This window comes from Bradyrhizobium sp. UFLA06-06, from assembly GCF_054820065.1.
This window is the reverse complement of the sequence record NZ_JADFUD010000008.1, coordinates 101,356-124,726: the sequence shown is the minus strand read 5'-3', so window position 1 is coordinate 124,726 and position 23,371 is coordinate 101,356. Positions and strand designations below refer to the sequence as shown.

Genomic DNA, 23,371 nt, shown 5'->3' with positions numbered 1-23,371 from the left:
CGGCACCTGGAAGGATCTGACCGACAACGTCAACTTCATGGCGTCGAACCTGACCGCGCAGGTCCGCAACATCGCCGACGTCGCGACCGCGATCGCCGGCGGCGACCTCTCGAAGAAGATCACGGTCAACGTGTCGGGCGAGATCCTCCAGCTGAAGGAAACGCTCAACACCATGGTCGACCAGCTCAACGCCTTCGCGTCGGAAGTGACGCGCGTGGCGCGCGAGGTCGGCACCGAAGGCAAGCTCGGCGGACAGGCCAACGTGCTCGGCGTCGCCGGCACCTGGAAGGATCTGACCGACAACGTCAACTTCATGGCGTCGAACCTGACCGCGCAGGTCCGCAACATCGCCGCCGTGACGACGGCGGTCGCGGGCGGCGACCTCTCCAAGAAGATCACGGTGGACGTGCGCGGCGAAATCCTCGAGTTGAAGGACACCATCAACACGATGGTCGATCAGCTCAACGCCTTCGCGGGCGAGGTGACGCGCGTGGCGCGCGAGGTCGGCACCGAAGGCAAGCTCGGCGGCCAAGCCGAAGTGCGCGGCGTCGCCGGCACCTGGAAAGATCTCACCGACAGCGTCAACTCGATGGCGTCGAACCTGACCGCGCAGGTCCGCAACATCGCCGAGGTCGCGACCGCGGTGGCGAAGGGCGACCTGTCGAAGAAGATCACGGTCAACGTGTCGGGCGAAATCCTTCAGCTGAAGGAAACGCTGAACACGATGGTGGACCAGCTCAACGCGTTTGCGGGCGAGGTGACGCGCGTGGCGCGCGAGGTCGGCACCGACGGCAAGCTCGGCGGCCAGGCCGAGGTGCCCGGCGTCGCCGGCACCTGGAAGGACCTGACGGACAGCGTCAACTCGATGGCCGGCAATCTCACCGCGCAGGTCCGTAACATCGCTGAAGTCGCGACCGCGATCGCCGGCGGCGACCTGTCGCGCAAGATCACCGTCGACGTGCGCGGCGAGATCCTTCAGCTGAAGCAAACGCTGAACACGATGGTCGACCAGCTCAACCGCTTCGCGGGCGAGGTGACGCGCGTGGCGCGCGAGGTCGGCACCGACGGCAGCCTCGGCGGCCAGGCCAACGTGCCCGGCGTCGCCGGCACCTGGAAAGACCTGACCGATAACGTCAACTCGATGGCCGGCAACCTGACCGCGCAGGTCCGCAACATCGCCGAGGTGACCACCGCCGTGGCGCGCGGCGACCTGTCGCGCAAGATCACCGTCGACGTGAAGGGCGAAATCCTCGAGCTCAAGAACACCATCAACACGATGGTGGACCAGCTCAATGCGTTTGCGGGCGAGGTGACGCGCGTGGCGCGCGAGGTCGGTACCGAAGGCAAGCTCGGCGGCCAGGCCGAAGTGCCCGGCGTCGCCGGCACCTGGAAGGATCTCACCGACAACGTCAACTTCATGGCGTCGAACCTGACCGCGCAGGTCCGCAACATCGCCGAGGTCGCGAGCGCGATCGCCGGCGGCGATCTGTCGAAGAAGATCACCGTGGACGTGCGCGGCGAGATCCTGCTGCTCAAGGACACCCTGAACACGATGGTCGAGCAGCTGCGCTCGTTCGCTGCCGAAGTGACGCGCGTGGCGCGCGAGGTCGGCACCGAAGGACGGCTCGGCGGCCAGGCCGTGGTGCCCGGCGTCGGCGGCACCTGGAAGGACCTCACCGACAACGTCAACCTGCTGGCCGCGAACCTGACCACCCAGGTGCGCAACATCGCCGAAGTCACCACCGCGGTGGCGCGCGGCGACCTCTCGCGCAAGATCACGGTCGACGTGAAGGGCGAAATCCTCGAGCTCAAGAACACCATCAACACCATGGTCGACCAGCTCAACGCCTTCGCCGGCGAGGTGACGCGCGTGGCGCGCGAGGTCGGCACCGAGGGCAAGCTCGGCGGCCAGGCCGAGGTGCGCGGCGTTGCCGGCACCTGGAAGGACCTCACCGACACCGTCAACGTCATGGCGGTCAACCTGACCGAGCAGGTGCGCGGCATCGTCAAGGTGGTGACCGCGGTCGCCAACGGCGACCTGAAGCAGAACCTGACGGTGAAGTCGAAGGGCGAGGTGGCCGCGCTCGCCGACACCATCAACAACATGACCGAGACGCTCGCGACTTTCGCCGAACAGGTCACCAGCGTGGCGCGCGAGGTCGGCGTCGAGGGACGGCTCGGCGGTCAGGCCAACGTGCCCGGCACGGCCGGCACCTGGAAGGATCTCACCGGCAACGTCAACCTGCTCGCGGCCAACCTGACTTCCCAGGTGCGCGCGATCGCGGAAGTCGCGACCGCCGTGACCAAGGGCGACCTGACGCGCTCGATCCAGGTCGACGTCCGCGGTGAGGTCGCCGAGCTCAAGGACAACATCAACACGATGATCGGCAACCTCCGTCTTACGACGGAGCGCAACACCGAGCAGGACTGGTTGAAGACCAATCTGGCGCGCTTCACCAACATGCTGCAGGGCCAGCGCGATCTTGCGACCGTCGGCCGGCTGCTGCTGACCGAGCTTGCGCCGCTGATCAACGCGCATATGGGCGTGATCTACCAGGTCGACAATCCCGAGAATGCGCAGTTGCGCCTCTTGTCGGCCTATGCCAGCGACAGCAGCAATCCGCATCCGCAGATCGTCCAGTTCGGCGAGGGATTGATCGGCCAATGCGCGCTCGACAAGCGTCAGCGCCTCGTCTCCGAGATTCCCGGCGATGCGGTGCCGATCAATTCGGCGCTGATGCGGATCATGCCGAAGAACCTCGTCGTGTTTCCGGTGCAGTTCGAGAACCAGGTCAAGGCGGTGATCGAGCTGTCCTCGATCTCCTCATTCACGACCTCGCAGATCACCTTCCTCGAACAATTGACCGACAGCATCGGCATCGTGCTCAACAGCATCGAGGCGACGATGCAGACCGAGGCGCTGCTCAAGCAGTCGCAACAGCTCGCCGGCGAGCTGCAGACCCAGCAGAAGGAGTTGCAGCAGACCAACGATCAGCTGGAGCAGAAGGCCCAGCAGCTTGCCGAACGCAATGTCGACGTCGAGCGCAAGAACCAGGAAATCGAGCAGGCGCGGCGCGCGCTGGAAGAGAAGGCGACCGAGCTATCGCTGACTTCGAAGTACAAATCCGAATTCCTTGCCAACATGTCGCATGAGTTGCGGACGCCGCTGAACTCGATCCTGATCCTGGGCCAGCAGCTCACCGAAAATCCCGACGGCAATCTGACCGGCAAACAGGTCGAGTTTGCCCGCACCATTCACGGCGCCGGCACCGACCTGCTGAACCTGATCAGCGACATCCTCGATCTCTCCAAGATCGAGTCCGGCACGGTGACGGTCGACGCCGAGGAAATCCTGACATCGAGCCTGCTCGAGACCGTCGGACGGCCGTTCCGGCACGAGGCGGAGAACCGGCATCTCTCGTTCAGCATCGATGTCGACGCCAATCTTGCGCGCAGCATGGTTACCGACTCCAAGCGGCTGCAGCAGGTGCTCAAGAACCTGTTGTCGAATGCGTTCAAGTTCACCGCGGAAGGCGGCGTCAGCCTGACCGTGTCGGCCGCGCTCGGCGGTTGGAGTATGGAGCATCCGATCCTCAATGCGGCGCCTGCGGTCGTTGCGTTCGAGGTGTCGGATACCGGCATCGGCATTCCACAAGACAAGCAGAAGCTGATCTTCGAGGCGTTCCAGCAGGCCGACGCCGGCACCAGCCGCAAATATGGCGGCACCGGTCTTGGACTGGCGATCAGCCGTGAGCTCGCGGGTCTGCTCGGCGGCGAGATCCATCTGCGCAGCGCGCCGGGCAAGGGCTCGACCTTCACGCTCTATCTGCCGCTGAAATATGCCGGCCCCTCGGTGGCACTGCGTCAGCAGGCCCAACCGTTCCCGATGCCGCACACGCCGGCACCGGCGCTGCAGGCGTCGGGTGCGCAGGAGCGTGTGATCGAGCAGCTTCCGGACGACCGGCTCAATCTCGAACCCGGCGACACCATCCTGCTGATCGTCGAGGACGATCCGCATTACGCGCGGGTGCTGATCGATCTGGCGCGCGACAAGGGCTTCAAGGTGCTGGTCGCAAGCCGCGGCGCCGAAGCGCTGGACCTGGCCAAGCAGTTCCAGCCGAGCGCGGTGTCGCTCGACGTCTTCCTGCCCGACATGCTGGGCTGGACGGTGCTGAGCCAGCTCAAGCACAATCCGCTGACCCGTCACATTCCGGTTCAGATCATCACGCTCGACGAGGACCGACAGCACGCGCTGGCGCGCGGCGCTTTCTCCTTCGTCAACAAGCCGACGACGACGGAAGGCGTCAGCGCCGCGCTGTCGCAGATCAAGGAATACGCCAGACCGCGCCGCAAGCGCCTGTTGATCGTGGAGGACAATGCGGCGGAGCAGCTCAGCATTACCGAACTGCTCGGGCACGAGGATATCGAGATCGTGACCACCGGCACCGGGGCAGGGGCGCTCTCAACGATGCGCGAAAATCCGTACGACTGCGTCGTGCTCGACTTGCGCCTGCCCGACATGAGCGGTTTTGAGGTGCTGGATCACATCCGCAAGGACGAGACGCTCTCCAATATTCCCGTTGTCGTGTTTACGGGCCGGGAACTTTCGGCGGAGGAGGACGCGGAACTGCACACGATGGCGCGCAGCATCGTCGTCAAGGGCGTGGAATCGCCGGAACGTCTGCTCGACGAAACGTCACTGTTCCTGCACCGTGTGATCACGGAATTGCCCGTCGAAAAACAGAGGATGCTGGAGAAGCTCAATAGTTCCGACGAGGATCTTATTGGCAAGACCGCGCTGCTGGTCGACGACGATGCCCGCAACATCTTCGCGCTCTCGAGCGTGTTGGAGCGGCGAGGTATGAAGGTGTTGACTGCGACGACCGGTCACGAGGCCATCTCGCTGGTCGAATCCAATCCCAGGATTGCGATCGTGCTGATGGACATCATGATGCCGCAGATGGACGGTTACCAGACCATCGGCGCCATCCGGCAAAACCCCGCCTTCGCGCGGCTGCCGATCATCGCGCTGACCGCGAAGGCGATGAAAGGCGATCGAGAGAAATGCCTGGAGGCAGGCGCGTCCGACTATCTGGCGAAACCCGTGAACACCGAGCAACTGCTGCTGGCGATCCGCATGTGGCTGCACCGCTGATCGGCGATCGAACATGATGGACCACGAAAAGGTAAACATCCTTCTGGTCGATGACCAGCCGGCGAAGCTGCTGGCCTATGAGGTCATCCTGAAGGAGCTCGGCGAGACGCTCGTCGCCGCGTCGTCGGGCCGCGAGGCCCTGGAATTCCTGCTCAAGAACGAAGTCGCGGTCATCCTGGTCGACGTCTGCATGCCCGAACTCGACGGCTTCGAGCTCGCGGCGATGATCCGCGAACATCCGCGCTTCCAGAAGACCGCGATGATCTTCATCTCGGCAATCCAGGTCAGCGATATCGACCGGCTTCGCGGCTACGAGATGGGCGCGGTCGATTACGTGCCGGTGCCTGTCGTGCCCGAGGTGCTGCGGGCGAAGATCCGCGTGTTCGCCGAGCTCTACCGCAAGACACGGCAGCTCGAACGCCTCAACGCGGAGCTCGAGGACCGCGTGCGCGCGCGCACCGCCGAGCTCGAGCAGTCGACCACGCGGCTGGTCGAGAGCGAGGCGCGCCGCAGCATGGCGATTGCCGCCGGCAAGATGGGTTCGTGGGACTGGGATTGGGTCAACGGCGACTGGATGTGGGACGAGGGGCAATACAAGATCTTCGGCGTCGACCCGAAGTCCTTCAAGCTCACCTCCGACAATATACAGGCGCTGTTTCATCCCGACGATGTCGAACACCTCCGGCAAGCCTGGACTGGCTTCGGCAAGGGCCAGACGTCCTACGAAACCGAATTCCGCGTCATGCGGCCGGACGGCGAGGTGCGCTGGTGCGTCGGCACGGCCGCGGCCACCAGCGACCGCAACGGCAAGGTGGTTCGGGTGAGCGGCGTCACCGTCGACATCACCGATCGCAAGAAGGCCGAGGAGCGGCAGAGCCTGTTGACCCGCGAGGTCGACCATCGCGCCAAGAACGCGCTCGCGCTGGCGCAATCGATCGTGCGGCTGACGCGCGCGCAGAACGTGACCGCCTATGTGCGGGCGGTCGAGGGCCGCATCACGGCGCTGGCGCGCGTTCACACGGTGCTGTCGCTGTCGAGCTGGCAGGGCGCTGAAATCCGGCGGCTGGTCGCCGAGGAGATCGCGCCGTATTCGGAGGCCGGGCAGATCCAGATCGATGGCGCGGAGGTGCAGTTGCAGCCCGCGACCGCGCAGACGCTGGCATTGGCGCTGCATGAGCTCGTCACCAACTCCGCCAAATATGGCAGCCTCTCGGTGCTGTCGGGCCGGCTCGCGATCACCTGGGAATTGCACGACGACACACTGATCCTGGCCTGGGTGGAGTCCGGCGGACCTCCCGTGACCAAGCCGAAGCAGAAAGGTTTCGGCACCCGAAGCGTGATCGCCAGCATCGAAACCCAGCTCGGCGGGCGCGCCGACTTCGATTGGCACGCCGAGGGCCTGGTGTGCCGGCTCACGGTTCCGCTCAAGGCGCTTGTCGGGGAGACGCCGGCGTTCCGCGAACCGTCGGCAGCCGAACGCAAGCCCTTGGTCAGTTCCAGAGCCGTGTAGCGCGCCCCGGCCGAACAGGAACCAAGCGCCGGACGCTGCGGTTAACGAAGCTTGACCGCTCCGTTCGTGGCTTGAGGTGCTGCCGTGGATGCCCAAACCCGTGAGCGCGGGCCGTCCGCGGAGAAGCCGCGGCAGCCTGAGCGCAATCCCGAGCAAGAAACGCGACCCGACCACGAATCCTCGCCGCAGCAGGAGACCGGGCGCAAGCCACCGATGCGTGATCGGCTCCGCGAGCACTGGCTGCTTGCCACAGTCGGCGCCTGTCTGCTCCTGCTCGCGATCACCGGTGGAGTGAGCTATTGGCTCAACGTGCGTCACTATGAATCGACCGATGACGCGTTCGTGGCCGCACGCAGCTTTGCGGTGGCAGCAAAGGTCGGCGGCTACGTCGTCGAGGTCCCCGTCACCGACAACCAGCACGTCAGTGCCGGCGATCTCCTCGCGAGGATCGACGAGCGCGATTACAAGATCTCCGTCGATCAGGCCAGCGCACAGGTCGCGGTCGCAGAGGCCAATATCGCCAATGTCGAGGCCCAGATCGACAGCCAGCAGGAGCAGATCAAGGAGGCCAAGGCGCAGCAGCAGCAGGCCGAGGCGCAATTGAACTTCGCGCGGGAGGAGGCGGAGCGCGCCCAGAACCTCGTCGAAAAGGGCGCGGGCACGGTGCAGCGGCAGCAGCAGACCCGCTCGGATCTCGACGCCCAGCAGGCCAATGCCAGCCGCGCCAGGACGGCAGTGACCGCGGCCGAGCTCGGCGTCAAGACGCTCGAGGCTCAGCTCAAGAGCAGCAAGGCATCGCTGGAGCAGGCGCAGGCACAGCTCGATCAGGCCAAATTGAACCTGCGATATACAAGCATCGTCGCGGCGCAATCCGGGCGCGTCGTCAAACTGAGCGGCGCGGTCGGCACCTATGTGGCGCCGGCCCAGAGCGTCATGATGTTCGTTCCCGACGAGGTCTGGATCACCGCCAACTACAAGGAAACGCAGCTGACGGACATGCGCCCGGGCCAGCCGGTCGAGATCAGGATCGACGCGTATCCGGGGCGCAAGCTCACCGGCCGCGTGGCTTCGGTTCAGCCGGGCTCGGGCACTGCGTTCAGCCTGCTGCCGGCGGAGAACGCGACCGGCAATTTCGTCAAGGTCGTGCAGCGCGTTCCCGTGAAGATCGTGATCGACAACTGGCCGAATGACGTTCCGATCGGGCCGGGCATGTCGGTCGTGCCCTGGACCAGGGTGCGATGACCGACGTTGCGGCAGGCGGCGGCGCGGCCTGGTCGCCGGAGCGTTCGGCTGCCGGCGGACATAATCCCTATATGATTGCCTTCGTCGTCTCGATCGCGACGTTCATGGAGGTGCTGGACACCACGATCGCCAATGTGGCCTTGCGCCATATCGCGGGCGGCTTGGCGGTCGGCATCGACGAGAGCACCTATGTCATCACCAGCTATCTGGTCGCCAACGCCATCGTGCTGTCGATCTCGGGCTGGCTCTCGACCGTGATCGGCCGCAAGCGCTTCTACATGATCTGCGTCGGCACCTTCGCATTTGCGTCCCTGCTTTGCGGGCTTGCCTGGAGCCTGGAGGCGCTGGTTCTGTTCCGGATCATCCAGGGCCTTGGCGGCGGCGGGATGGCGACGAGCGAGCAGGCGATCCTCGCCGACTCCTTTCCGCCGGCCAAGCGTGGCCAGGCGTTCGCGATCTACGGCGTCGCGGTGGTGGTTGCTCCCGTGGTCGGGCCGACGCTCGGCGGCTGGATCACCGATACCTATAGCTGGCACTGGATCTTCCTGATCAACGTGCCGATGGGCTTGCTCTCGCTGTTCCTGGTCGGGACGCTGGTCAAGGAGCCCTCCGGTGCCGAGCAGGAGCGCAGGCAACTCCTCAAGGACGGCCTGCGCGTCGACTACATCGGCTTCGTGCTGGTCGCGATCGGGCTCGGTTCGCTCGAATTCGTGCTCGACGAAGGCCAGCGCAAGGGTTGGTTCGGCTCCAATATGATCGTCGGCTTCGCGCTGGCCTCGGCGATTTGTCTGATCGCGCTGGTTCCCTGGGAGCTGACGCGCAAGGACCCGATCGTCGATCTCCGTCTGCTGGGACGCCGCCAGTTCGGATCGTGCTTCCTGGTGATGCTGTGCACCGGCGCGGTGCTGATCTCGTCGACGCAGCTCCTGCCGCAGCTGTTGCAGACCGAGCTGAACTATACTGCGCTGCTGGCAGGGCTCGCACTGTCGCCCGGCGGCATCGTCACGCTGATCTTGATGCCGGTGGTCGGCAACCTCGTCAGCCGCGTCCAGCCGAAATATCTGATCGCGATCGGCGGCTGCATCGTCGCATTCTCAATGTGGCACCTGACGGGATTGAACGGCGACATCAGCTATGGCTACGCCGCGCTCGCGCGCATCTTCCTCTCCGCCGGGCTTCCGTTCCTGTTTCTGCCGGTCACGACGGCATCCTATGACGGTGTGCCGCCGGACAAGACCAACCAGGCCTCGGCACTGATCAACGTCGCGCGCAATATCGGCGGGTCGATGGGCGTCGCACTCGCCCAGACGGCACTGGCGCAACGCCAGCAATTCCACCAGAGCCGGCTGATCGAGCATGCCGCGCCGTCCGATCTCGGGTATCAGCAGACCATCGACACGATGACGCGCTTCTTTCAGGCGCAGGGGTCGAACGCATCGGACGCCGCGTCCCAGGCGGTCGCCTGGGTCGGCCAGACCTTGCAGCGGCAGGTCGACCTGCTCGCCTATATCGACGTGTTCTGGATGCTCTCGATCATCGGCCTCGTGATGATCCCGCTGGCGCTGATCATCAAACCGGTCGATCTGACGGCACCGCCGAAGGGACATTAAAGCAGACGACATTGTGAACGCGGGAGCCGGCCGAACCGCGCTATGAACGGCGTGACCGAAGGGAAATCGCGCGAGGAGCATATGCCCAGGACGAGTCTTGCCGGTGCGGGTCTGTCGGCCGTCTTCGTCGCGGCGATCAGCATCACGCGGTTGGGCGCCGAGCCCGTGCTGAAAGGCGCGGAAGCCTTCGGCGACTGGCAACGCGACAAGCCGGGCACGGTGCGCCTGATCACGCCGCAGGACTTACCCAAGCCCGGGGCAACGGCGTCGAGCAGCAAGTTTCCGCGCGTCATGCCGAGACCTGCATCGGCCACGCCGCAGGTGCCGGCCGGGTTCAAGGTCGAACTGTTTGCGAGCGGGCTCAGCGGCCCGCGGATCATCCGGGCCGCGCCCAATGGCGATATCTTCGTCGTGGAAACCGGCTCCGGCCGCATGCGTGTCCTGCGCAGCGCCGACGGCGCCGCCAGGCCTGCGACCAACGAAGTCTACGCAACCGGCTTGAACCAGCCGTTCGGCATCGCGTTCTTCCCGAGCGGTGACAATCCGCAATGGCTCTATGTCGCCAACACCGACAGCGTCGTGCGCTTTGCCTACCGTAACGGCGATCTCAAGGCGTCGGGAAAGCCCGAGACGATCGTCGCCCGGCTGCCGCCCGGCTACGCCCATTCCACGCGTGATATCGTGTTCACCCCGGACGACAAGCGGATGCTGGTGTCGGTCGGCTCCGCCGGCAACGCAGGCGAGGGGCTGGGCCGGCCGCCGAAGGGCATCGAGGCCTGGAGCCGCGACCATGCGCTCGGCGCTGCCTGGGGCGACGAGACCGACCGCGCCGCCGTGCTCGCCTTCGATCCTGATGGCAAGAACCAGAAGCTGTTTGCCACCGGGATCCGCAATTGCGTCGGACTTGCGATCCAGCCCGGAAGCGGTACGCCGTGGTGTTCGACCAACGAGCGCGATGGCCGCGGCGACAATCTTGTGCCCGACTATGTGACACGGGTCCGCGAAGGCGCGTTCTACGGCTGGCCCTGGTACTACATTGGCGGCAACGAAGACCCCGCGCATGCCGGCGCGCGGCCAGACCTGAAGGACAAGGTGACGGTCCCTGACGTGCTGTTGCAGGCCCACTCGGCGTCGCTTGGCCTGACCTTCTACACCGGCAGCAGTTTTCCGCCGGAATATCGCGGCGATGCGTTTGCCGCCGAACACGGCTCGTGGAATCGGTCGAAGCGTACCGGCTACAAGGTCATTCGCATCAGGCTGAAGGACGGCGTGCCGACCGGCGAGTACGAGGATTTCGTCACCGGCTTCGTCATCGGCGACAATGAGGTCTGGGGCCGTCCGGTCGGTGTGACTGTCGCGCGCGACGGCGCGCTGCTGGTCTCCGAAGACGGCAACGGCACGATCTGGCGCGTCAGCCGCGACTAATACTGCAGGCGGCGCGCTAGCCTAGCCCGTCCTTGAGGCCATATTCCTCGTAGATGGTCAGGGGATCGGTATCGGGAAACAACCGGCACTTGGCCTGCGCAAGATGCAGCGTGACGGCGCCGGCCTCACATCTGGCGGTCAGGATTTTTCGGACATCCTCCATATGCGCGCGCGGCTGATGCTTTGACGGCAACTGTTCGAGCGCCACCAGCGCTGTGGCCAGGGCCTCCGTGACCACCCATTCGTCGTGTCCGGTAATTCCCTTTCGCGGCATCGCCACACCCTCCGTAGCACCGGCTGCGACATTGTAGCGCGAGATGGGTGGGGGCTGTCATCAGCCAACATGGGCAGGGCAGCGGGGAACCGGTTCGCGTGGCCCTGCCACGATGCGCCGCAGGGAACCGGCGTGGCAGCGCGCGGAAGCAATGATTAGAACCACGAGGCTCGCTTCTTCGTCCCCGGTCAGTCCACCCAAATGTTCGCTCCCTATCTCTCGGCCTGGAGTCTTGTCCCCGACGGCGACCCGATCGTGACGCACGCCGCACGGTTGCTGCCGGTGCGCCGGCATGGCGAGCCGGCCATGCTCAAGCTCTCGCACGAGCCGGACGAACGCCTCGGCGCCGTCGTGATGGAGTGGTGGGACGGCGAAGGTGCGGCGCGGGTTCTTGCCCGTGACGGCGACGCCCTTCTGCTCGAGAGGGCGATGGGATCGGCTTCGCTCAGCGAAATGGCGCGAACCGGCCGGGACGACGAGGCCTTCAGGATTCTCTGTGCAACGGCCGATCGGCTTCACGCCGAGAGAGCGAAGCCGCGGCCGGATCTGACGCCGCTGACGCACTGGTTTCGTGAGTTGTGGCCCGCGGCGCGGGTGCATGGCGGCATTCTGAACCGATCGGCGGAAGTTGCCGAAGCTCTGCTGGGCAATCAGCGTGAGATCGTGGTCCTGCATGGTGACCTGCACCATGACAATGTGCTCGACTTCAGCACGCACGGCTGGCTTGCGATCGATCCGAAGCATCTTGTCGGCGAGCGCGGGTTCGACTTCGCCAACATCTTCACCAATCCGGATCTTGCAGATCCGACACGGCCGGTCGCGACCGAACCCGGACGCTTTGCCCGGCGGCTCGACATCGTCGTTGAAGCCGCGCGGCTGGATCGCCGGCGCCTGCTGTCATGGATCGTGGCCTGGACCGGCTTGTCGGCAGCCTGGTTTCTGGGGGACGGCGATCCACTCGCCGAAATCGACCTTACCATCGCACGACTTGCGGCCGCCGAGCTCGACCGGATGGCGTAGAGCGCGCAGCGATTACGCCGCCGCGGCGCTGGCTCCACTCAGCGACACGCTCAGAATCCGCCACTTCGAGATATCGAAGAAGTAGGCGGCCTTGATGCGCGCGGAAGCGGGGTCCGGCGCCTGAATCGCCGTGTGGAATTGCCGCGTCCCATCGCTCAGCGAAATCCGGAATGTTTGCATTGGTCGAACCTCCACGCGCGGATGCTGCGGCACGGAGCGTTAACATCCGGTTGCAGTTGATGGCGCGCGCGACACGTGCACTTCTCACTCAGGTGAAGCCGGCGGCAGCCGCACCATCGTGTCCTCCGCGCCAACGACGCGTCCGTCTTGCGCGCGCAACTCGAGCCGCCGCACCGGCAGCCCGTTCTTGCGGTCGACCAGGAGCACATGCGCCTCGTCGGGTTCAAAGAAGAAGTCCTCACCCCACTGCCGGAGCGCGACGAGAAGAGGGAAGAGCCCGCGTCCCTTTTCGGTCAGCACATATTCCTGGTAGGGGCTACCGTCGCTTGCCGGCACCGTCTCCATGATGCCGTGCGCCAGAAGATTGCGGAGCCGGGCCGAGAGGATGTTCTTGGCAAGCCCGAGGCTCTTCTGAAACTCGCCGAAGCGGCGCAGCCCGTCGAACGCATCGCGGACAATCAGCAGCGACCACCAGTCGCCGATCGCATCCAGCGGCCGAGCGACGCCGCACATCGAGTCCCTGTGGCTCACTCGCTTGGCCATCGTGATCCTCAACACTCATTCCCTGGGGGTGATCGGCGCTCAATGGCGCGGCCGGAAAACCACCCGGATCGTTGGTTGGATATATTGGTTGCAAAGTAAAACCTCAAGCGCTACACGTTGGTTTCAAATTGAAACCATGCGAGGTCAGAGCCGTGATCCGAGCCGACGCCACGTTCGACGACACTTTTTCGTTCTCGCCGCATTTCAGCGCGGCGCCGGGCTTTCAGATGCATTATGTCGACGAAGGTCCGCGGGACGGCGAGGTGGTGCTTTGCCTGCACGGCGAGCCAAGCTGGGGCTATCTGTTCCGCCACCTGGTGCCAGGCCTCAGTGCGACGCACCGGGTGGTCGTTCCGGATCACATGGGCTTTGGCAAGAGCGCGACGCCGGCGCATCGCAGCTATTGGCTGCAGGACCATGTCGACAATCTCGAAGCGCTGGTCCGCGCGCTCGATCTCACCAACATCACCCTTGTCATGCATGATTTCGGCGGCCCGGTCGGCATGGGGTTAGCGGCCCGGCATGCGGACCGGATCCGCCGCATCGTCTCCGCCAATGGGCCAACGCCGTTCGGGCAGAGCGATCTGTTCGATCGCGTCGCCGCCAACGCGCAGGTCTCGCCGTGGTTTCAATGGATCGCAAAGGCCGAGGCGAGCGGCGACCTCGAGCCGGTTCTCGGACAGCTCGGCTTCAACATTTTGAGCACGCTGAAGCTCAACGGATTCGAGAACAACGCCGTCATCACGGACGCCTGGCTCGCCGCCTACGGCGCGCACTTCGCGCGTCCGGCGGACTGCCTCGGTGCGATCGGCTGGGCCAAGGGCTTTGCGACCGGCGCGCATCAATTCCAGACGCCTGATCCCGCCGCCGACCGTTTGATTCGCAGCAAACCTGCGCTCGCAATCTGGGGCGAGGCGGACCGCACGCTGCGCGCAGAGCATTTCCTGCCGCTGTTTTCCGCAATCTTCCCGGCGGCACCGGTCAGGCGCCTTGCCGGTGTCGGGCACTATTGTTTCGAGGATGCGCCTGAGGAAATCCCAGGCCTGATCGCGGAGTTCATCCGGCAGACGTGACTGCACGTCACATCGTGCATTCCGCCGAGATCGCCGCCTCAAGTGCCGGCACCCAGGCCTTGTAGGCGGCCGCGGTGAAGTGAATGCCGTCAGCCATCTTCGCGCCGGACGGCAAATGCGGGTCGATAAACCGAACACCGCGCGCAACTGCGGCAGCTTCGATCGCGCGGTTGGTCCGTTCGTCAGCTGCGACGGCAATGACCACCAATGGCCGCGTCGACAGCGGCTTGACGGCATCGATGAGGTCGGTGAAGTCGCGTTGCGCCGTTGGCGATCCAGCGTCGTTCGCGCCCACCGCGAGGACGAGCAGGAATGCGCCCTGATCCTGCAGCACGCGCCCGGCGAGCTGCTTTGCCTCCGGGATGGTCTGACCGCCAACGCCGGCATTGATGACCGGACGTCCGCAGAGCAGCCGGGGCAGCGGAGCCATTTCGGTGATGCTATCGCCAAGCACAACGATCGGCGCCGGCGCGTCGGCGAGCGCGGCGCGTATCATGAATTCGCGCACCGCGGCATGATCGTGAAAGCCGTGCTGAGACACTTCACCGAAGCGGTTGCGCATCCTCTGCAGCTCCGCAAAGGAAGCGACAAAACCAATCAGAAAAGTAACGGCCAAAACCCAAGGTAGTGCGCGACGCATTGCTCGTCAGAGCTACCATCGCGGCTCCAACCCGAGCAATATTCAGAAACAACCGCACAACGCCGGAGCGATCACTTTATGCGGATCACGCCCTGCGGGAGGTTGCTGGATACGGCGGCGCGCAACCCGTTACCATCGTTGCGGCCATCTGGTGGTCGGCTATCGCGCAGCCGCTTCAGCTCAGCTCTGATCCCGGCCGAGCTCGCGCGGAGCTGAATCGCCCGGTATCGACGCTGTGACGGCGGCCGGATCGAGAGAGGCATTGTCCCGAAAAGACGCCGCCGGTGTCACAAATACACGCCCGGCGGCGTTTTCTTCCTGGACTGGGACACTGAAATCCCCAGCACCGTCGAAACTGCAGAGATGATGCCATCGCGGTTCACGCGGGACGGCAAAGTACGCATGCCGCATCGCTGGATACCTTGACCTAGATCAAGCCCCATCTATCGAAAACAGCGCCACATGCGCGCCCCTGTCATTTCAATTGGAGGGTAGCATGGCAGTCGTCGTGCAGTATGTGGTCAAGCCGAATCCAGGCGGCGACCTCGCAGGAATACTCGAATTGGCAAAGGAGAGCGCCGGGCTTTGGCGCAAGCACGGTGGCAAACCAAGGTTCTGGTCTGTCGCCGTCGGTGAAGCCGGCAATTTCGTTTTCTCAGTGAATTTCGAGACGTTTTCGGCTTACGGCGCGGCGGTTGACAAACTCAACGCCGATCCAGCCTTCCAAACTTGGCAAGCGAAAAGATTGAAAGCGGGCTTGACCACCCTCGTGCGCGCGAACATGGCGATCGAGATTGAACTTTGAATGAGCAGTACGCGAAAATTACGCCGCCGGGGCCGAAACGGTTTGTCTCGGCGGCGTAATGTCAGCTGGTCCGCAATGCCCATAACAATAGTGGGATTGTCGTAACGGCCGCATCGACGCCGGTATCAATGCGGCTGTCGGTTCTGGCCCCGTGGGCCGGATCACTTGGGCGCACGAAATCGTCGTGGGCAAATAACAAAGTGAATTCAATAAATTGTGGCGGAAGGGGTGGGATTCGAACCCACGGTACCCTTGCGGGCACGCCGGTTTTCAAGACCGGTGCCTTAAACCACTCGGCCACCCTTCCGGATCAAGGATCAGGCCCTTAGCGTAGGGCAGCGCCGAACGCAACGCGAACTTGGCAGCGAAACCCGGCCGGCCGGTCATTCGCCCGGTCCCTGCTGAAGGGGCGGGTCACACATGCGGCAGCCCCGCGCCAATGCAGGCGAGGCCGACAATCAGCAGCGCGCCTGCGCACGCTTCCAAGATGACTGAACGATGCCGCCTTGCATAAACGGCGAGCACCGATCCCACGATCGTGCTCGCGATACCGAACTCCACGATCATTGATTTAAATCGCTGAACTTTGGCAATTGGCCTTGACGAAGAAAAAATGAAATATCTCAGACACTACACGACGCCACGTCGGTGCGGGCATCGGTTTTCGGCTTAACGTTAAGGTGGCGAACCGTGGATTTACGGATACACCGCCAACCCCCGCCGTTACTGTCGGGGTGATTTGGACCGCACTATTTTTGTCGATCGCACCTGCTGAACATGCTTCGAAACCCGCGGGGCAGCCGCGGCAATTGCCATTCCGAACTAGTCCTAACCAACAGACCGGCAGGCAAATCGCGTGCGCAAAAGTAGTAGCGCGCCGCAGCATTGCGGTTCGTGGTGGATAGAAATTGCGAAAAAGGCGCAATGTACGTCGGCGGCGGAGGGTGGCCGCTACAGCCTCCGAAGCCGCGGTCAGTCCCAGCTCAATCCGCCTTCCAGCTGGGCGCACCGGACGGGGAGGGAGATCTTATGAAGGCAGCGCTCTTGGCATTGTCGCTCGTTGCTCAGCCGCCCGTACAAGTTTCAGACAGTGTTCCCAATTTCGACATCAAGGCGCTCTGCGCGGACGTTTCCGTTGACGATAAAGCGTCGGGACTTCCCAAGGACGCGAGCAAGTGCGTGAGTGACGAGACGGTTGCGCGGCAGCAGCTAAACTCGATCTGGCTAACTGTCCCGGCAGGACCGCGTGAAAGTTGCGAACTCTTGGCGGGGTCAGGGCAAGTGCAAAGCTATGTCGAACTCCTCGTTTGCCTGAAAATGATTGACTGGGACTCGCCATCGACAATGCCCTCTGAGAGGCCCAAGCAAGGTTCGAAAACACTAGGCAATTGAGCGCCATTCGATGAATTGCGGTTGAAAGAGGCCGCCAATTGAGGCGGCCGGAAACGCTTCAATTGCGGCCGAAGATCAAAGAACGAATCTGTCCGGATGGGCAGCGGCCTGGACCTGAATTGGCAAAATGGCCCGCCGGCCGTGAACCGGCATCGTCGGGCCCGGTCTCGGCATCAAGTGCCCGTGAAATGTGAGGCGGTTCACACTCGATCATCGCGAGTTGGCATAACGCAAGGATGGGTGGCAGCTCGGTGTCGGAGAATCGTGATGCCGTTTTTCAGCAGCCAAAGCTTGGCGTCAGCAGCCGCCGCTTCAGTGCTCAGTATTGTCATCGTGGGAGCGGTTGCCTTTTCGACTGTTGGTTATGTGGAGTGGTCATCGGCCGTTAATCTGACCCATTTCATGGGCCGGACTGCGGCGGATGCCTCAACGCCGGTTCTACCGCTCAAGGGGCGAACAGGTTGCGAGCAGGGCAATAAGCCGCTGCCCGCGCTTTCTTTACCGCTCGAATGACGCCGACCTAAAGCGACAGCGCCCAATCTGCCAAGGAGACTAAACCGCCAGACGGGCAGGCAGGGCAATCGCGCCAGCTTGCTGTGCGAGGAAAAGACGCCGCCGGTCTCAAAAATACACGCCCGGCGGCGTTTCCTTCCTGAACTGGGACACTGAAATCCCCAGCGTCAATTTAACTGCATGGGCCGTGCCGGCAGGGCCTCATCGCCTGTTGGCGACGTGCATCGGCGAGTTTGTGCCTGGCTCGGGCGCCCCCATAGTTGCCCATACCGCAACGCCTATGGCCAGCGCCAACAGCACGGTCTTTGTAGCAATCTTGTCGCCAGACATTCTCGAGGCGCCTCTCACGCGTCAGCGCGGCAAATCTCAAAAATTACGCCGCCGGGCCCGAAATGGTTTGTCCCGGCGGCGCCCTGTCATTCCCAGCGCTAGGGCCCTGAAATTCCCAACGTCTCTCGCTTAGCAGGTACCTGGAGTGACGGCTGTTGCCTAACTCACACAAGGTCCAAAAGAGGAGCCGACGCTCAGGGCCGGCGCGCCAGCTCCTCCGAAACGTGACCGTGCTGCGTCCCCAACGGTCCCGTCCCTCAGAGAAGCCTGCGCCGATCACGTTGCTGATTTGCTAACGGGTCCCATTTCCGGATGCGCCCTGTGGGGTACCCCCTGAGACCTCGCCAGGCACGCTACGACATCGAGTACAATTCAGACAGCCGCGGATGTACCGGCGCTCTGCTGAACCGAGGCGGCCTGCTCACTGGCGCCCGCGCCCCCAGCAGACGGAATGACGGCCTCAGCAACCCTCGCTGGGGCCGTTTTCGGTTGCGGCCTGCTGCTCAAAATTGGCACCGCAATTGGCACCCAACTCAACGGGACGGGCAGGGATGATTGAGGACTGGTCGGTTCCGTCGTTTCAAGAAACCCCGGGCCGGCCCGTCATTCGCCCGGTTCGTGAGCCAAAAGGAGCTCATGCTCGCAACGCCGTTGACCGCGAGGGCCGACGTTGGCCATCATGACGCCCATGAAGCGTGTCCTCTTTCTCTGCACCGGCAACTATTATCGCAGTCGATACGCAGAGGAACTTTTCAATCATCTTGCTAGAGCCGAACAGCTGGCGTGGCGCGCGTCCTCCAGAGGCGCGGCCGAGCGGGGATCGCCCGACAATGTCGGGCCGATGTCAGTCTTCACCGATGATCGTCTTCGCGCCAGCGGTATCGTGCCGGAAGGCGCAGCGCGCTTTCCGCAGCCCTGTTCATTGGCGGACTTCGACGACGCCGCCCTCGTGATCGCTCTCAAGGAGGCCGAGCACCGTCCGCTGATCGAGCGCCGGTTCCCCGAGGTCGCCGACAGGGTGACTTACTGGCACGTAGACGATATCGACTTTGCTCATCCGTCAGTCGCGTTGGCCATGATCGACGATCACATCCGCGCGCTGGTTTCAGCGCTCAGGTCATCGGTTCGCGCTTCAGGAAGATCTCCAGCGCGAACGTAGCCGGGCGCGCGAGCATGCCGCTGATGCGTTCGAGGTCGTCGATGGCGACGATCTCGAGGCGGCCTTCGGTCACCGTCAATTGGTCGATGGGCACCTCGCGCGCAAGGAACACCTCGCCGCGAAGCCTACCGTTTGGCGTTGCATGATCGGGACCGGAATAGCGGCCGATCAACTCAAAACGCTCGGGCGGCAGGTAGTAGCCAATCTCCTCGTGGATCTCGCGCACCACGCATTCGAGGAAAGTCTCGGCGCCTTCCCGCCGTCCGCCAAACAGGCTGACCTTTCCGCGATCGGTAACATGTGGGAGGTCGTCGCGCAGTTGCATCAGCAGCCGGCCATCTGTGCTGACGAGAAGGGCGGACGTTCCCTCTCTGACACTGCCGGTCATCCGTGTTTCCTCTCTTCTTCGCCTCGATCCAGATCATCTTGCCGTTGGCCCAGATTCCCTGCCGCCATCGGCCGCCGGCTCTAGCTGGAAAGTCCGGGTAATGCTGTCAAGACAACCAAGGCCAACGTGGTCAGAATCGACAATCGCTGGTAAAATTATGCATTGTGCAGACAGTGATTTCGGACGTCTCGCAACGACTGGGACTTCCCCTCTGGCCACAGGGCATCATCGAGCCAAGGGCATTGTTTGATGGCTGACTACGTCCTCGAGGGCTTCAAGTGGGGCTCCAGCGCACTTGGAACCGCTTCCGGCGAGATTGATTGGAGCTTCGCCGCGGCGAACTTCACTGGCCAATTCATTCAGTTCGACAGCTTCCTGACCGGAATGTTCCAGACCGAGATCAGGGAGGCATTCGACCGGTGGGAATCGGCGGCCAATATCGACTTTCATGAAGTCTCTGACGCCGCCGGGAATCAAATACGCCTTGGACTGAGCCACATCGACGGCCAGAACAACGTCGTCGGCGAGGAACAGAGCTCCTATGCGCGCGGTTCGGAGATTGCAGCTGATATTACGTTCGACATGGATGAGGGTTGGCATCTCGTCAATGGTGAGCTTGTCAGTAATGGCGGAGTCTCTTTCTACGTCGTAGCGCTGCACGAGATCGGACATAGCCTCGGACTGGACCACTACAATGTCAGTCCGGCGGTCATGAATGCGGTCATCAATCCCGCAGTCACAGATCTCACTCAATCGGACATCGACGGCGTGCGAGCCCTTTACGGCGTGCTTCCCGGCATCGCCGTTTCGACTGCCGCCCAGCTCGCCGACGGACGGCTGGATTTCCTGCAATACAACTCGTCCGGCCATCTCACGGGTTCATCCCTGACGCAGCAAGCATTCTGGAAGGTCGTCGGCAACGTAGATTTTGCGTCGAACGGAAATCCTGCCGTCATTACCCAGTCCAATGGCCAAATTGATTTGCTTAACTTCAGTGCAGGGCAACTATCGAGCTCTTTGCTGATGACGGGGAGCTATTGGGACGTTAAAGGCGCCGGTCTGTTCAGCGGGGCCGCGAACGCCGAATTTGTCACTCAGTCGTCGAGCGGGCAGATTGATTTCCTGGGTTTCAACGGTGCGGGCAAGCTCACCACGAGTGCGCTAACGAGTCTGGCATTCTGGAATGTCGTCGGGGTTGCGGATGTCAACGGAGACGGGCACGCCGACATCGTGACGCAGTCTTCGTCGGGCCAGATCGATCTTCTCTACTTCGACAACTTCAAGTTCGTTGCAAGTAATTTGCTACCGGGCAACTACGACCCGGTTCTCGATGTCACCGATATGAAGAACGGCTCAGCGGTTTTTCTGACTGAGAGCGCATCGGGAGCAACGACCGAACTGGTATTCGACGGCAGCCACATCACAAGTACGCATCCACTGGATGCGGTCGGCCTTTCACTTGTTCATGCCGCAGGTGCGGCCGGCCACTTGTTCACCTGAGAGTTGGTGGGCGGCGACGAGGCAAGGCGGCCCTTGGGCGCGCCTCAAAAACGTTCAGCCGAACGCGAACGCCAGCAGGCTCGAGCACAGCAGCACGAGGCTGGCTGCGGTCAGGGTCAGAAATCCGTCGGAGACCAAATCGTGATTACGCATGACACACCTGCCTTCAATCGATGCTCATCCGAATTGATTAAAGCTTTCCGAACATTCACTCCTGGAAAGAGGTGACGCGTCTTTCCACCTTCAACGGACTGTCAGGCCCGGTACCGATAGCCTTCCACGGCGTGCGCCAAGAAGATCGCCGCACTCACCAGGCCCATCACCGCTGTAACCGTCTCGATCATCGCAAACTTCCTTTGCGCCCCACGCGGACGAGAAAACGATTGCAGCCTTGCACAGTCAAAAAGATTCAATTGTTGGAATCCAAGATGCCCCCCGACTGATGATTTGCTGCAACAGTGTGTCTGATAGCGGGACAGGCGAGGGCGTTGGGCGGAGCTGAAGGTCAGTAGAACGACGGAGGAGGCGCAACAGACCATTCACCAAGACGCCACCGCCCGCCGGCTCTCCCCATTTCCGCCGTGTTCCGGTTGCGATATCGTCACGCTCTGGTGCGGAGGTGGGCCGCACAGCGACGGCAAGGGACTTCGACGCCTCGGAGTAGGCGCAGGTCCGGCAGAATGGTACTTGGGGCAGATGGGGATTAGACGGCCAGATTCGATGATCCGGACGGCGCGCGGCGCCGTTGCGGTGGCGACGTGCCTCGTCCTCGCCAATTGTGCCTCCTCGAACAAGTTCGCCAGCCGGGTCGACCCCAAATACGGGGTGTCGTCGAGCCCGCGCGTGGTGGCGCTGGGTGATCCCGTGCCGAAAGGCGGCGGCACCTATCGCATCGGCAAGCCTTATGTTGTCGCCGGCCGCACCTACGTGCCGGAGGAGAACGAGAACTACCGCGCCGAGGGCATGGCGTCCTGGTACGGCGACGACTTCCATGGCCGCCTCACCGCCAATGGCGAGGTGTTCGACATGGGCTCGCTCACGGCCGCCCATCCGACCCTGCCGATGCCGAGCTATGCCCGCGTCACCAATCTGAGCAATGGCAGATCGCTCGTCGTTCGGGTCAATGACCGCGGGCCGTACCACGGCAATCGCCTCATAGACGTCTCGAACAAAGCCGCGGAACTGCTTGAATTCAAAGGCAATGGCGTGGCTCGCGTCCGCGTCGAATATGTCGGCCGAGCGCCGCTCGAAGGGTCCGACGACCGCCAGCTGATGGCGACCTTGCGCACCGGTACTCCAGCGCCGTCCCCGTCGATGGTCCGGGTCGCCTCCGCACGGCCGTTCGTGCCTGAGATGTCGTCCTCCTCGGGCCGGATCCGTGGCGACGTTCCGTTGCCGGAAGGACGGCCCTACAGCCTCGGCAACACCCAGGCAGATTACGCCTCGGTGAGCGCCACCTCCGAAATGTCGGCCTCGAGCCGCTCGCACCGCCGCGCCCTGAACAATCCGCGCGAAGTCTCCTATGAGGGTGACGCGCGCTATGCCGCAAGCCCGAGCCCGGCGGCCGCCTATGTCCCGATCGATGCGCGGGGACCGGCCGAAGTCCTGAGCGGGCGCGGCCTCTACTGAGCCATGCGCTTACAGATCAGGCTCTTGGCCTGATCATTTCAGAAACGCGATCAGCGCCTTGTTGACCTCGTCCGGGCGCTCCTGCTGGATCCAGTGGCCGGCGCCCTCGATGATCAGCTTCTGCCTGAGGTTCGGCAGCACGCGCTCCATGTCCGCGACCCGCTTGGCGCCGATCAGCCCGGTGATCACCGAATCATTCGAGCCGGCGATGAACAGCGACGGCTGATGGATCTGTGCGTCCTGCCAGGGCGCGGTCAGTTCCCAGTTGCGATCGAGATTGCGATACCAGTTCAGACCGCCGCGGAAACCGGAGTGCCGATAGCCTTCGGCGAATTCGGCAATGTCAGCCTCGGTCAGCCAGGCCGGCAACGGCATTCCGGCCGGCAGCTTGCCGAGGAAGCCCTTGGCCTCGTCGACGAACATAGAGCTTGGATCGGAGACGCCACGCCCGAGCACCAACCGCATGGTGTGGGCGATGTCGCGCTCGAACTCGGCCTCGGCCACGCCGGGCGCCTGAAAGTACTGCCAGTAGAAATTGGTGATGCCGCTGTCGCGCAGGGTCTCGAGCGGGCGACCACGGCCGCGGAATGGCGGCGGCACGCTGAGGCCGGCCACTTTCGTGAAGATGTCGGGACGGAACAGGGCCGCGTGCCAGGCCACCGGCGCGCCCCAGTCATGGCCGACGATCATCGCGCGGGTCTCGCCGAGGGCGGCAACCAGCGCGACCATGTCTCCGACCGTATCGAAGATCGTGTAGGCGCCGACCTCGGCCGGCGCGCCGGAGCGGCCGAAGCCGCGCATGTCAGGCGCGACGACCCGAAAGCCTGCCGCGGCCAGCGCCGCGATCTGGTGCCGCCATGAATAGGACAGTTCCGGCCAGCCATGGCAGAGCACGACCAGCGGGCCTTGCCCGGCCTCGCGCACGAACATGTCGATGCCGTTGGCGGAAATGGTACGGGAGGATGACATTCGCGTTTCCGCCT

Annotated in this window: 20 protein-coding genes and 1 tRNA gene; 13 read left to right on the top strand and 8 right to left on the bottom strand. The window is 63.5% G+C overall.

Annotation, left to right across the window (positions count from 1 at the left end):
* The 5 genes from IF803_RS09540 to IF803_RS09520 all read left to right on the top strand — a co-directional run.
* Positions 1 to 5,155: HAMP domain-containing protein (locus tag IF803_RS09540; protein WP_461191971.1), on the top strand; the 5,155-nt coding region annotated here is incomplete at its 5' end.
* Positions 5,156 to 5,171: 16 nt separating this feature from the next.
* Complete coding sequence (locus IF803_RS09535; RefSeq protein ID WP_461192029.1) at positions 5,172 to 6,665, top strand: sensor histidine kinase; 1,494 nt, start codon at positions 5,172 to 5,174, stop codon at positions 6,663 to 6,665.
* A 213-nt stretch (positions 6,666 to 6,878) separates the two neighbouring features.
* Positions 6,879 to 7,907 (top strand): HlyD family secretion protein, encoded by a 1,029-nt coding sequence (locus IF803_RS09530; RefSeq protein WP_461191970.1) that lies wholly within the window; start codon positions 6,879 to 6,881, stop codon positions 7,905 to 7,907.
* Positions 7,904 to 9,517: a DHA2 family efflux MFS transporter permease subunit gene (locus IF803_RS09525; protein ID WP_461191969.1), complete on the top strand. Its 1,614-nt coding sequence runs from the start codon at positions 7,904 to 7,906 to the stop codon at positions 9,515 to 9,517. Before IF803_RS09530 ends, IF803_RS09525 begins: the two co-directional genes overlap by 4 nt.
* Positions 9,518 to 9,598: 81 nt before the next feature.
* Positions 9,599 to 10,942, top strand: coding sequence for a PQQ-dependent sugar dehydrogenase (locus IF803_RS09520; protein WP_461191968.1), 1,344 nt, complete (start codon positions 9,599 to 9,601; stop codon positions 10,940 to 10,942).
* A 16-nt stretch (positions 10,943 to 10,958) separates the two neighbouring features.
* Here the strand turns inward: IF803_RS09520 and IF803_RS09515 are convergent, their stop codons facing one another.
* Entirely contained in the window at positions 10,959 to 11,216 is a 258-nt protein-coding gene (locus IF803_RS09515) for a hypothetical protein (RefSeq protein WP_028340659.1), read from the bottom strand.
* 201 nt (positions 11,217 to 11,417) lie between these two features.
* Between IF803_RS09515 and IF803_RS09510 the strand changes: the two genes are divergently transcribed.
* Entirely contained in the window at positions 11,418 to 12,236 is an 819-nt protein-coding gene (locus tag IF803_RS09510) for an aminoglycoside phosphotransferase family protein (protein WP_461191967.1), read from the top strand.
* A 12-nt stretch (positions 12,237 to 12,248) separates the two neighbouring features.
* Here the strand turns inward: IF803_RS09510 and IF803_RS09505 are convergent, their stop codons facing one another.
* Positions 12,249 to 12,416: a hypothetical protein gene (locus tag IF803_RS09505; RefSeq protein ID WP_016847764.1), complete on the bottom strand. Its 168-nt coding sequence runs from the start codon at positions 12,414 to 12,416 to the stop codon at positions 12,249 to 12,251.
* Positions 12,417 to 12,500: 84 nt separating this feature from the next.
* Positions 12,501 to 12,959, bottom strand: a complete 459-nt coding sequence (locus IF803_RS09500) for a winged helix-turn-helix transcriptional regulator (protein WP_028340657.1) — start codon at positions 12,957 to 12,959, stop codon at positions 12,501 to 12,503.
* A 152-nt stretch (positions 12,960 to 13,111) separates the two neighbouring features.
* On the opposite strand from IF803_RS09500, the gene IF803_RS09495 reads away from it, so the two are divergent.
* Positions 13,112 to 14,032, top strand: a complete 921-nt coding sequence (locus IF803_RS09495) for an alpha/beta fold hydrolase (RefSeq protein ID WP_461191966.1) — start codon at positions 13,112 to 13,114, stop codon at positions 14,030 to 14,032.
* A gap of 7 nt (positions 14,033 to 14,039) precedes the next feature.
* Here IF803_RS09495 and IF803_RS09490 read toward each other — a convergent pair whose 3' ends face one another.
* Complete coding sequence (locus IF803_RS09490; RefSeq protein WP_028340655.1) at positions 14,040 to 14,594, bottom strand: SGNH/GDSL hydrolase family protein; 555 nt, start codon at positions 14,592 to 14,594, stop codon at positions 14,040 to 14,042.
* A 574-nt stretch (positions 14,595 to 15,168) separates the two neighbouring features.
* Here IF803_RS09490 and IF803_RS09485 point away from each other — a divergent pair.
* The gene (locus IF803_RS09485; RefSeq protein WP_157340985.1) at positions 15,169 to 15,477 is read left to right on the top strand and encodes a hypothetical protein; all 309 of its coding nucleotides are present in this window, start codon (positions 15,169 to 15,171) and stop codon (positions 15,475 to 15,477) included.
* 217 nt (positions 15,478 to 15,694) lie between these two features.
* Here the strand turns inward: IF803_RS09485 and IF803_RS09480 are convergent.
* Together IF803_RS09480 and IF803_RS09475 are read right to left on the bottom strand one after the other, a co-directional pair.
* Positions 15,695 to 15,784: transfer RNA gene (locus IF803_RS09480), tRNA-Ser, on the bottom strand.
* Positions 15,785 to 15,891: 107 nt separating this feature from the next.
* Positions 15,892 to 16,044 (bottom strand): hypothetical protein, encoded by a 153-nt coding sequence (locus IF803_RS09475; RefSeq protein ID WP_461191965.1) that lies wholly within the window; start codon positions 16,042 to 16,044, stop codon positions 15,892 to 15,894.
* Positions 16,045 to 16,506: 462 nt separating this feature from the next.
* On the opposite strand from IF803_RS09475, the gene IF803_RS09470 reads away from it, so the two are divergent.
* The 3 genes from IF803_RS09470 to IF803_RS09460 all read left to right on the top strand — a co-directional run bounded on the left by IF803_RS09470 (position 16,507) and on the right by IF803_RS09460 (position 18,871).
* On the top strand, positions 16,507 to 16,869 hold the full coding sequence (locus IF803_RS09470) for a hypothetical protein (RefSeq protein ID WP_035631555.1): 363 nt from the start codon (positions 16,507 to 16,509) through the stop codon (positions 16,867 to 16,869).
* 267 nt (positions 16,870 to 17,136) lie between these two features.
* Positions 17,137 to 17,382, top strand: a complete 246-nt coding sequence (locus IF803_RS09465; RefSeq protein ID WP_155258488.1) for a hypothetical protein — start codon at positions 17,137 to 17,139, stop codon at positions 17,380 to 17,382.
* A gap of 1,009 nt (positions 17,383 to 18,391) precedes the next feature.
* The gene (locus tag IF803_RS09460; RefSeq protein WP_461192028.1) at positions 18,392 to 18,871 is read left to right on the top strand and encodes an arsenate-mycothiol transferase ArsC; all 480 of its coding nucleotides are present in this window, start codon (positions 18,392 to 18,394) and stop codon (positions 18,869 to 18,871) included.
* Here the strand turns inward: IF803_RS09460 and IF803_RS09455 are convergent.
* On the bottom strand, positions 18,825 to 19,259 hold the full coding sequence (locus IF803_RS09455) for an NUDIX domain-containing protein (protein ID WP_461191964.1): 435 nt from the start codon (positions 19,257 to 19,259) through the stop codon (positions 18,825 to 18,827). The genes IF803_RS09460 and IF803_RS09455 overlap by 47 nt on opposite strands.
* 249 nt (positions 19,260 to 19,508) lie before the next feature.
* On the opposite strand from IF803_RS09455, the gene IF803_RS09450 reads away from it, so the two are divergent.
* Together IF803_RS09450 and IF803_RS09445 are read left to right on the top strand one after the other, a co-directional pair.
* Positions 19,509 to 20,759: a matrixin family metalloprotease gene (locus IF803_RS09450; protein ID WP_461191963.1), complete on the top strand. Its 1,251-nt coding sequence runs from the start codon at positions 19,509 to 19,511 to the stop codon at positions 20,757 to 20,759.
* 696 nt (positions 20,760 to 21,455) lie between these two features.
* Complete coding sequence (locus IF803_RS09445) at positions 21,456 to 22,388, top strand: septal ring lytic transglycosylase RlpA family protein (RefSeq protein ID WP_080583437.1); 933 nt, start codon at positions 21,456 to 21,458, stop codon at positions 22,386 to 22,388.
* Positions 22,389 to 22,421: 33 nt separating this feature from the next.
* Here the strand turns inward: IF803_RS09445 and IF803_RS09440 are convergent, their stop codons facing one another.
* Positions 22,422 to 23,357, bottom strand: coding sequence for an alpha/beta fold hydrolase (locus IF803_RS09440; protein ID WP_461191962.1), 936 nt, complete (start codon positions 23,355 to 23,357; stop codon positions 22,422 to 22,424).
* Positions 23,358 to 23,371: the final 14 nt, after the last annotated feature.

Coding starts and splice junctions, on each gene's coding strand:
- IF803_RS09530 (WP_461191970.1), top strand. CDS start 6,879: ATGCGTGATCGGCTCCGCGAGCACTGGCTGCTTGCCACAGTCGGCGCC.
- IF803_RS09475 (WP_461191965.1), bottom strand. CDS start 16,044: ATGATCGTGGAGTTCGGTATCGCGAGCACGATCGTGGGATCGGTGCTC.
- IF803_RS09470 (WP_035631555.1), top strand. CDS start 16,507: ATGAAGGCAGCGCTCTTGGCATTGTCGCTCGTTGCTCAGCCGCCCGTA.
- IF803_RS09505 (WP_016847764.1), bottom strand. CDS start 12,416: ATGCAAACATTCCGGATTTCGCTGAGCGATGGGACGCGGCAATTCCAC.
- IF803_RS09455 (WP_461191964.1), bottom strand. CDS start 19,259: ATGACCGGCAGTGTCAGAGAGGGAACGTCCGCCCTTCTCGTCAGCACA.
- IF803_RS09440 (WP_461191962.1), bottom strand. CDS start 23,357: ATGTCATCCTCCCGTACCATTTCCGCCAACGGCATCGACATGTTCGTG.
- IF803_RS09485 (WP_157340985.1), top strand. CDS start 15,169: ATGGCAGTCGTCGTGCAGTATGTGGTCAAGCCGAATCCAGGCGGCGAC.
- IF803_RS09465 (WP_155258488.1), top strand. CDS start 17,137: ATGCCGTTTTTCAGCAGCCAAAGCTTGGCGTCAGCAGCCGCCGCTTCA.
- IF803_RS09490 (WP_028340655.1), bottom strand. CDS start 14,594: ATGCGCAACCGCTTCGGTGAAGTGTCTCAGCACGGCTTTCACGATCAT.
- IF803_RS09520 (WP_461191968.1), top strand. CDS start 9,599: ATGCCCAGGACGAGTCTTGCCGGTGCGGGTCTGTCGGCCGTCTTCGTC.
- IF803_RS09445 (WP_080583437.1), top strand. CDS start 21,456: ATGGGGATTAGACGGCCAGATTCGATGATCCGGACGGCGCGCGGCGCC.
- IF803_RS09510 (WP_461191967.1), top strand. CDS start 11,418: ATGTTCGCTCCCTATCTCTCGGCCTGGAGTCTTGTCCCCGACGGCGAC.
- IF803_RS09525 (WP_461191969.1), top strand. CDS start 7,904: ATGACCGACGTTGCGGCAGGCGGCGGCGCGGCCTGGTCGCCGGAGCGT.
- IF803_RS09535 (WP_461192029.1), top strand. CDS start 5,172: ATGGACCACGAAAAGGTAAACATCCTTCTGGTCGATGACCAGCCGGCG.
- IF803_RS09460 (WP_461192028.1), top strand. CDS start 18,392: ATGACGCCCATGAAGCGTGTCCTCTTTCTCTGCACCGGCAACTATTAT.
- IF803_RS09515 (WP_028340659.1), bottom strand. CDS start 11,216: ATGCCGCGAAAGGGAATTACCGGACACGACGAATGGGTGGTCACGGAG.
- IF803_RS09500 (WP_028340657.1), bottom strand. CDS start 12,959: ATGGCCAAGCGAGTGAGCCACAGGGACTCGATGTGCGGCGTCGCTCGG.
- IF803_RS09450 (WP_461191963.1), top strand. CDS start 19,509: ATGGCTGACTACGTCCTCGAGGGCTTCAAGTGGGGCTCCAGCGCACTT.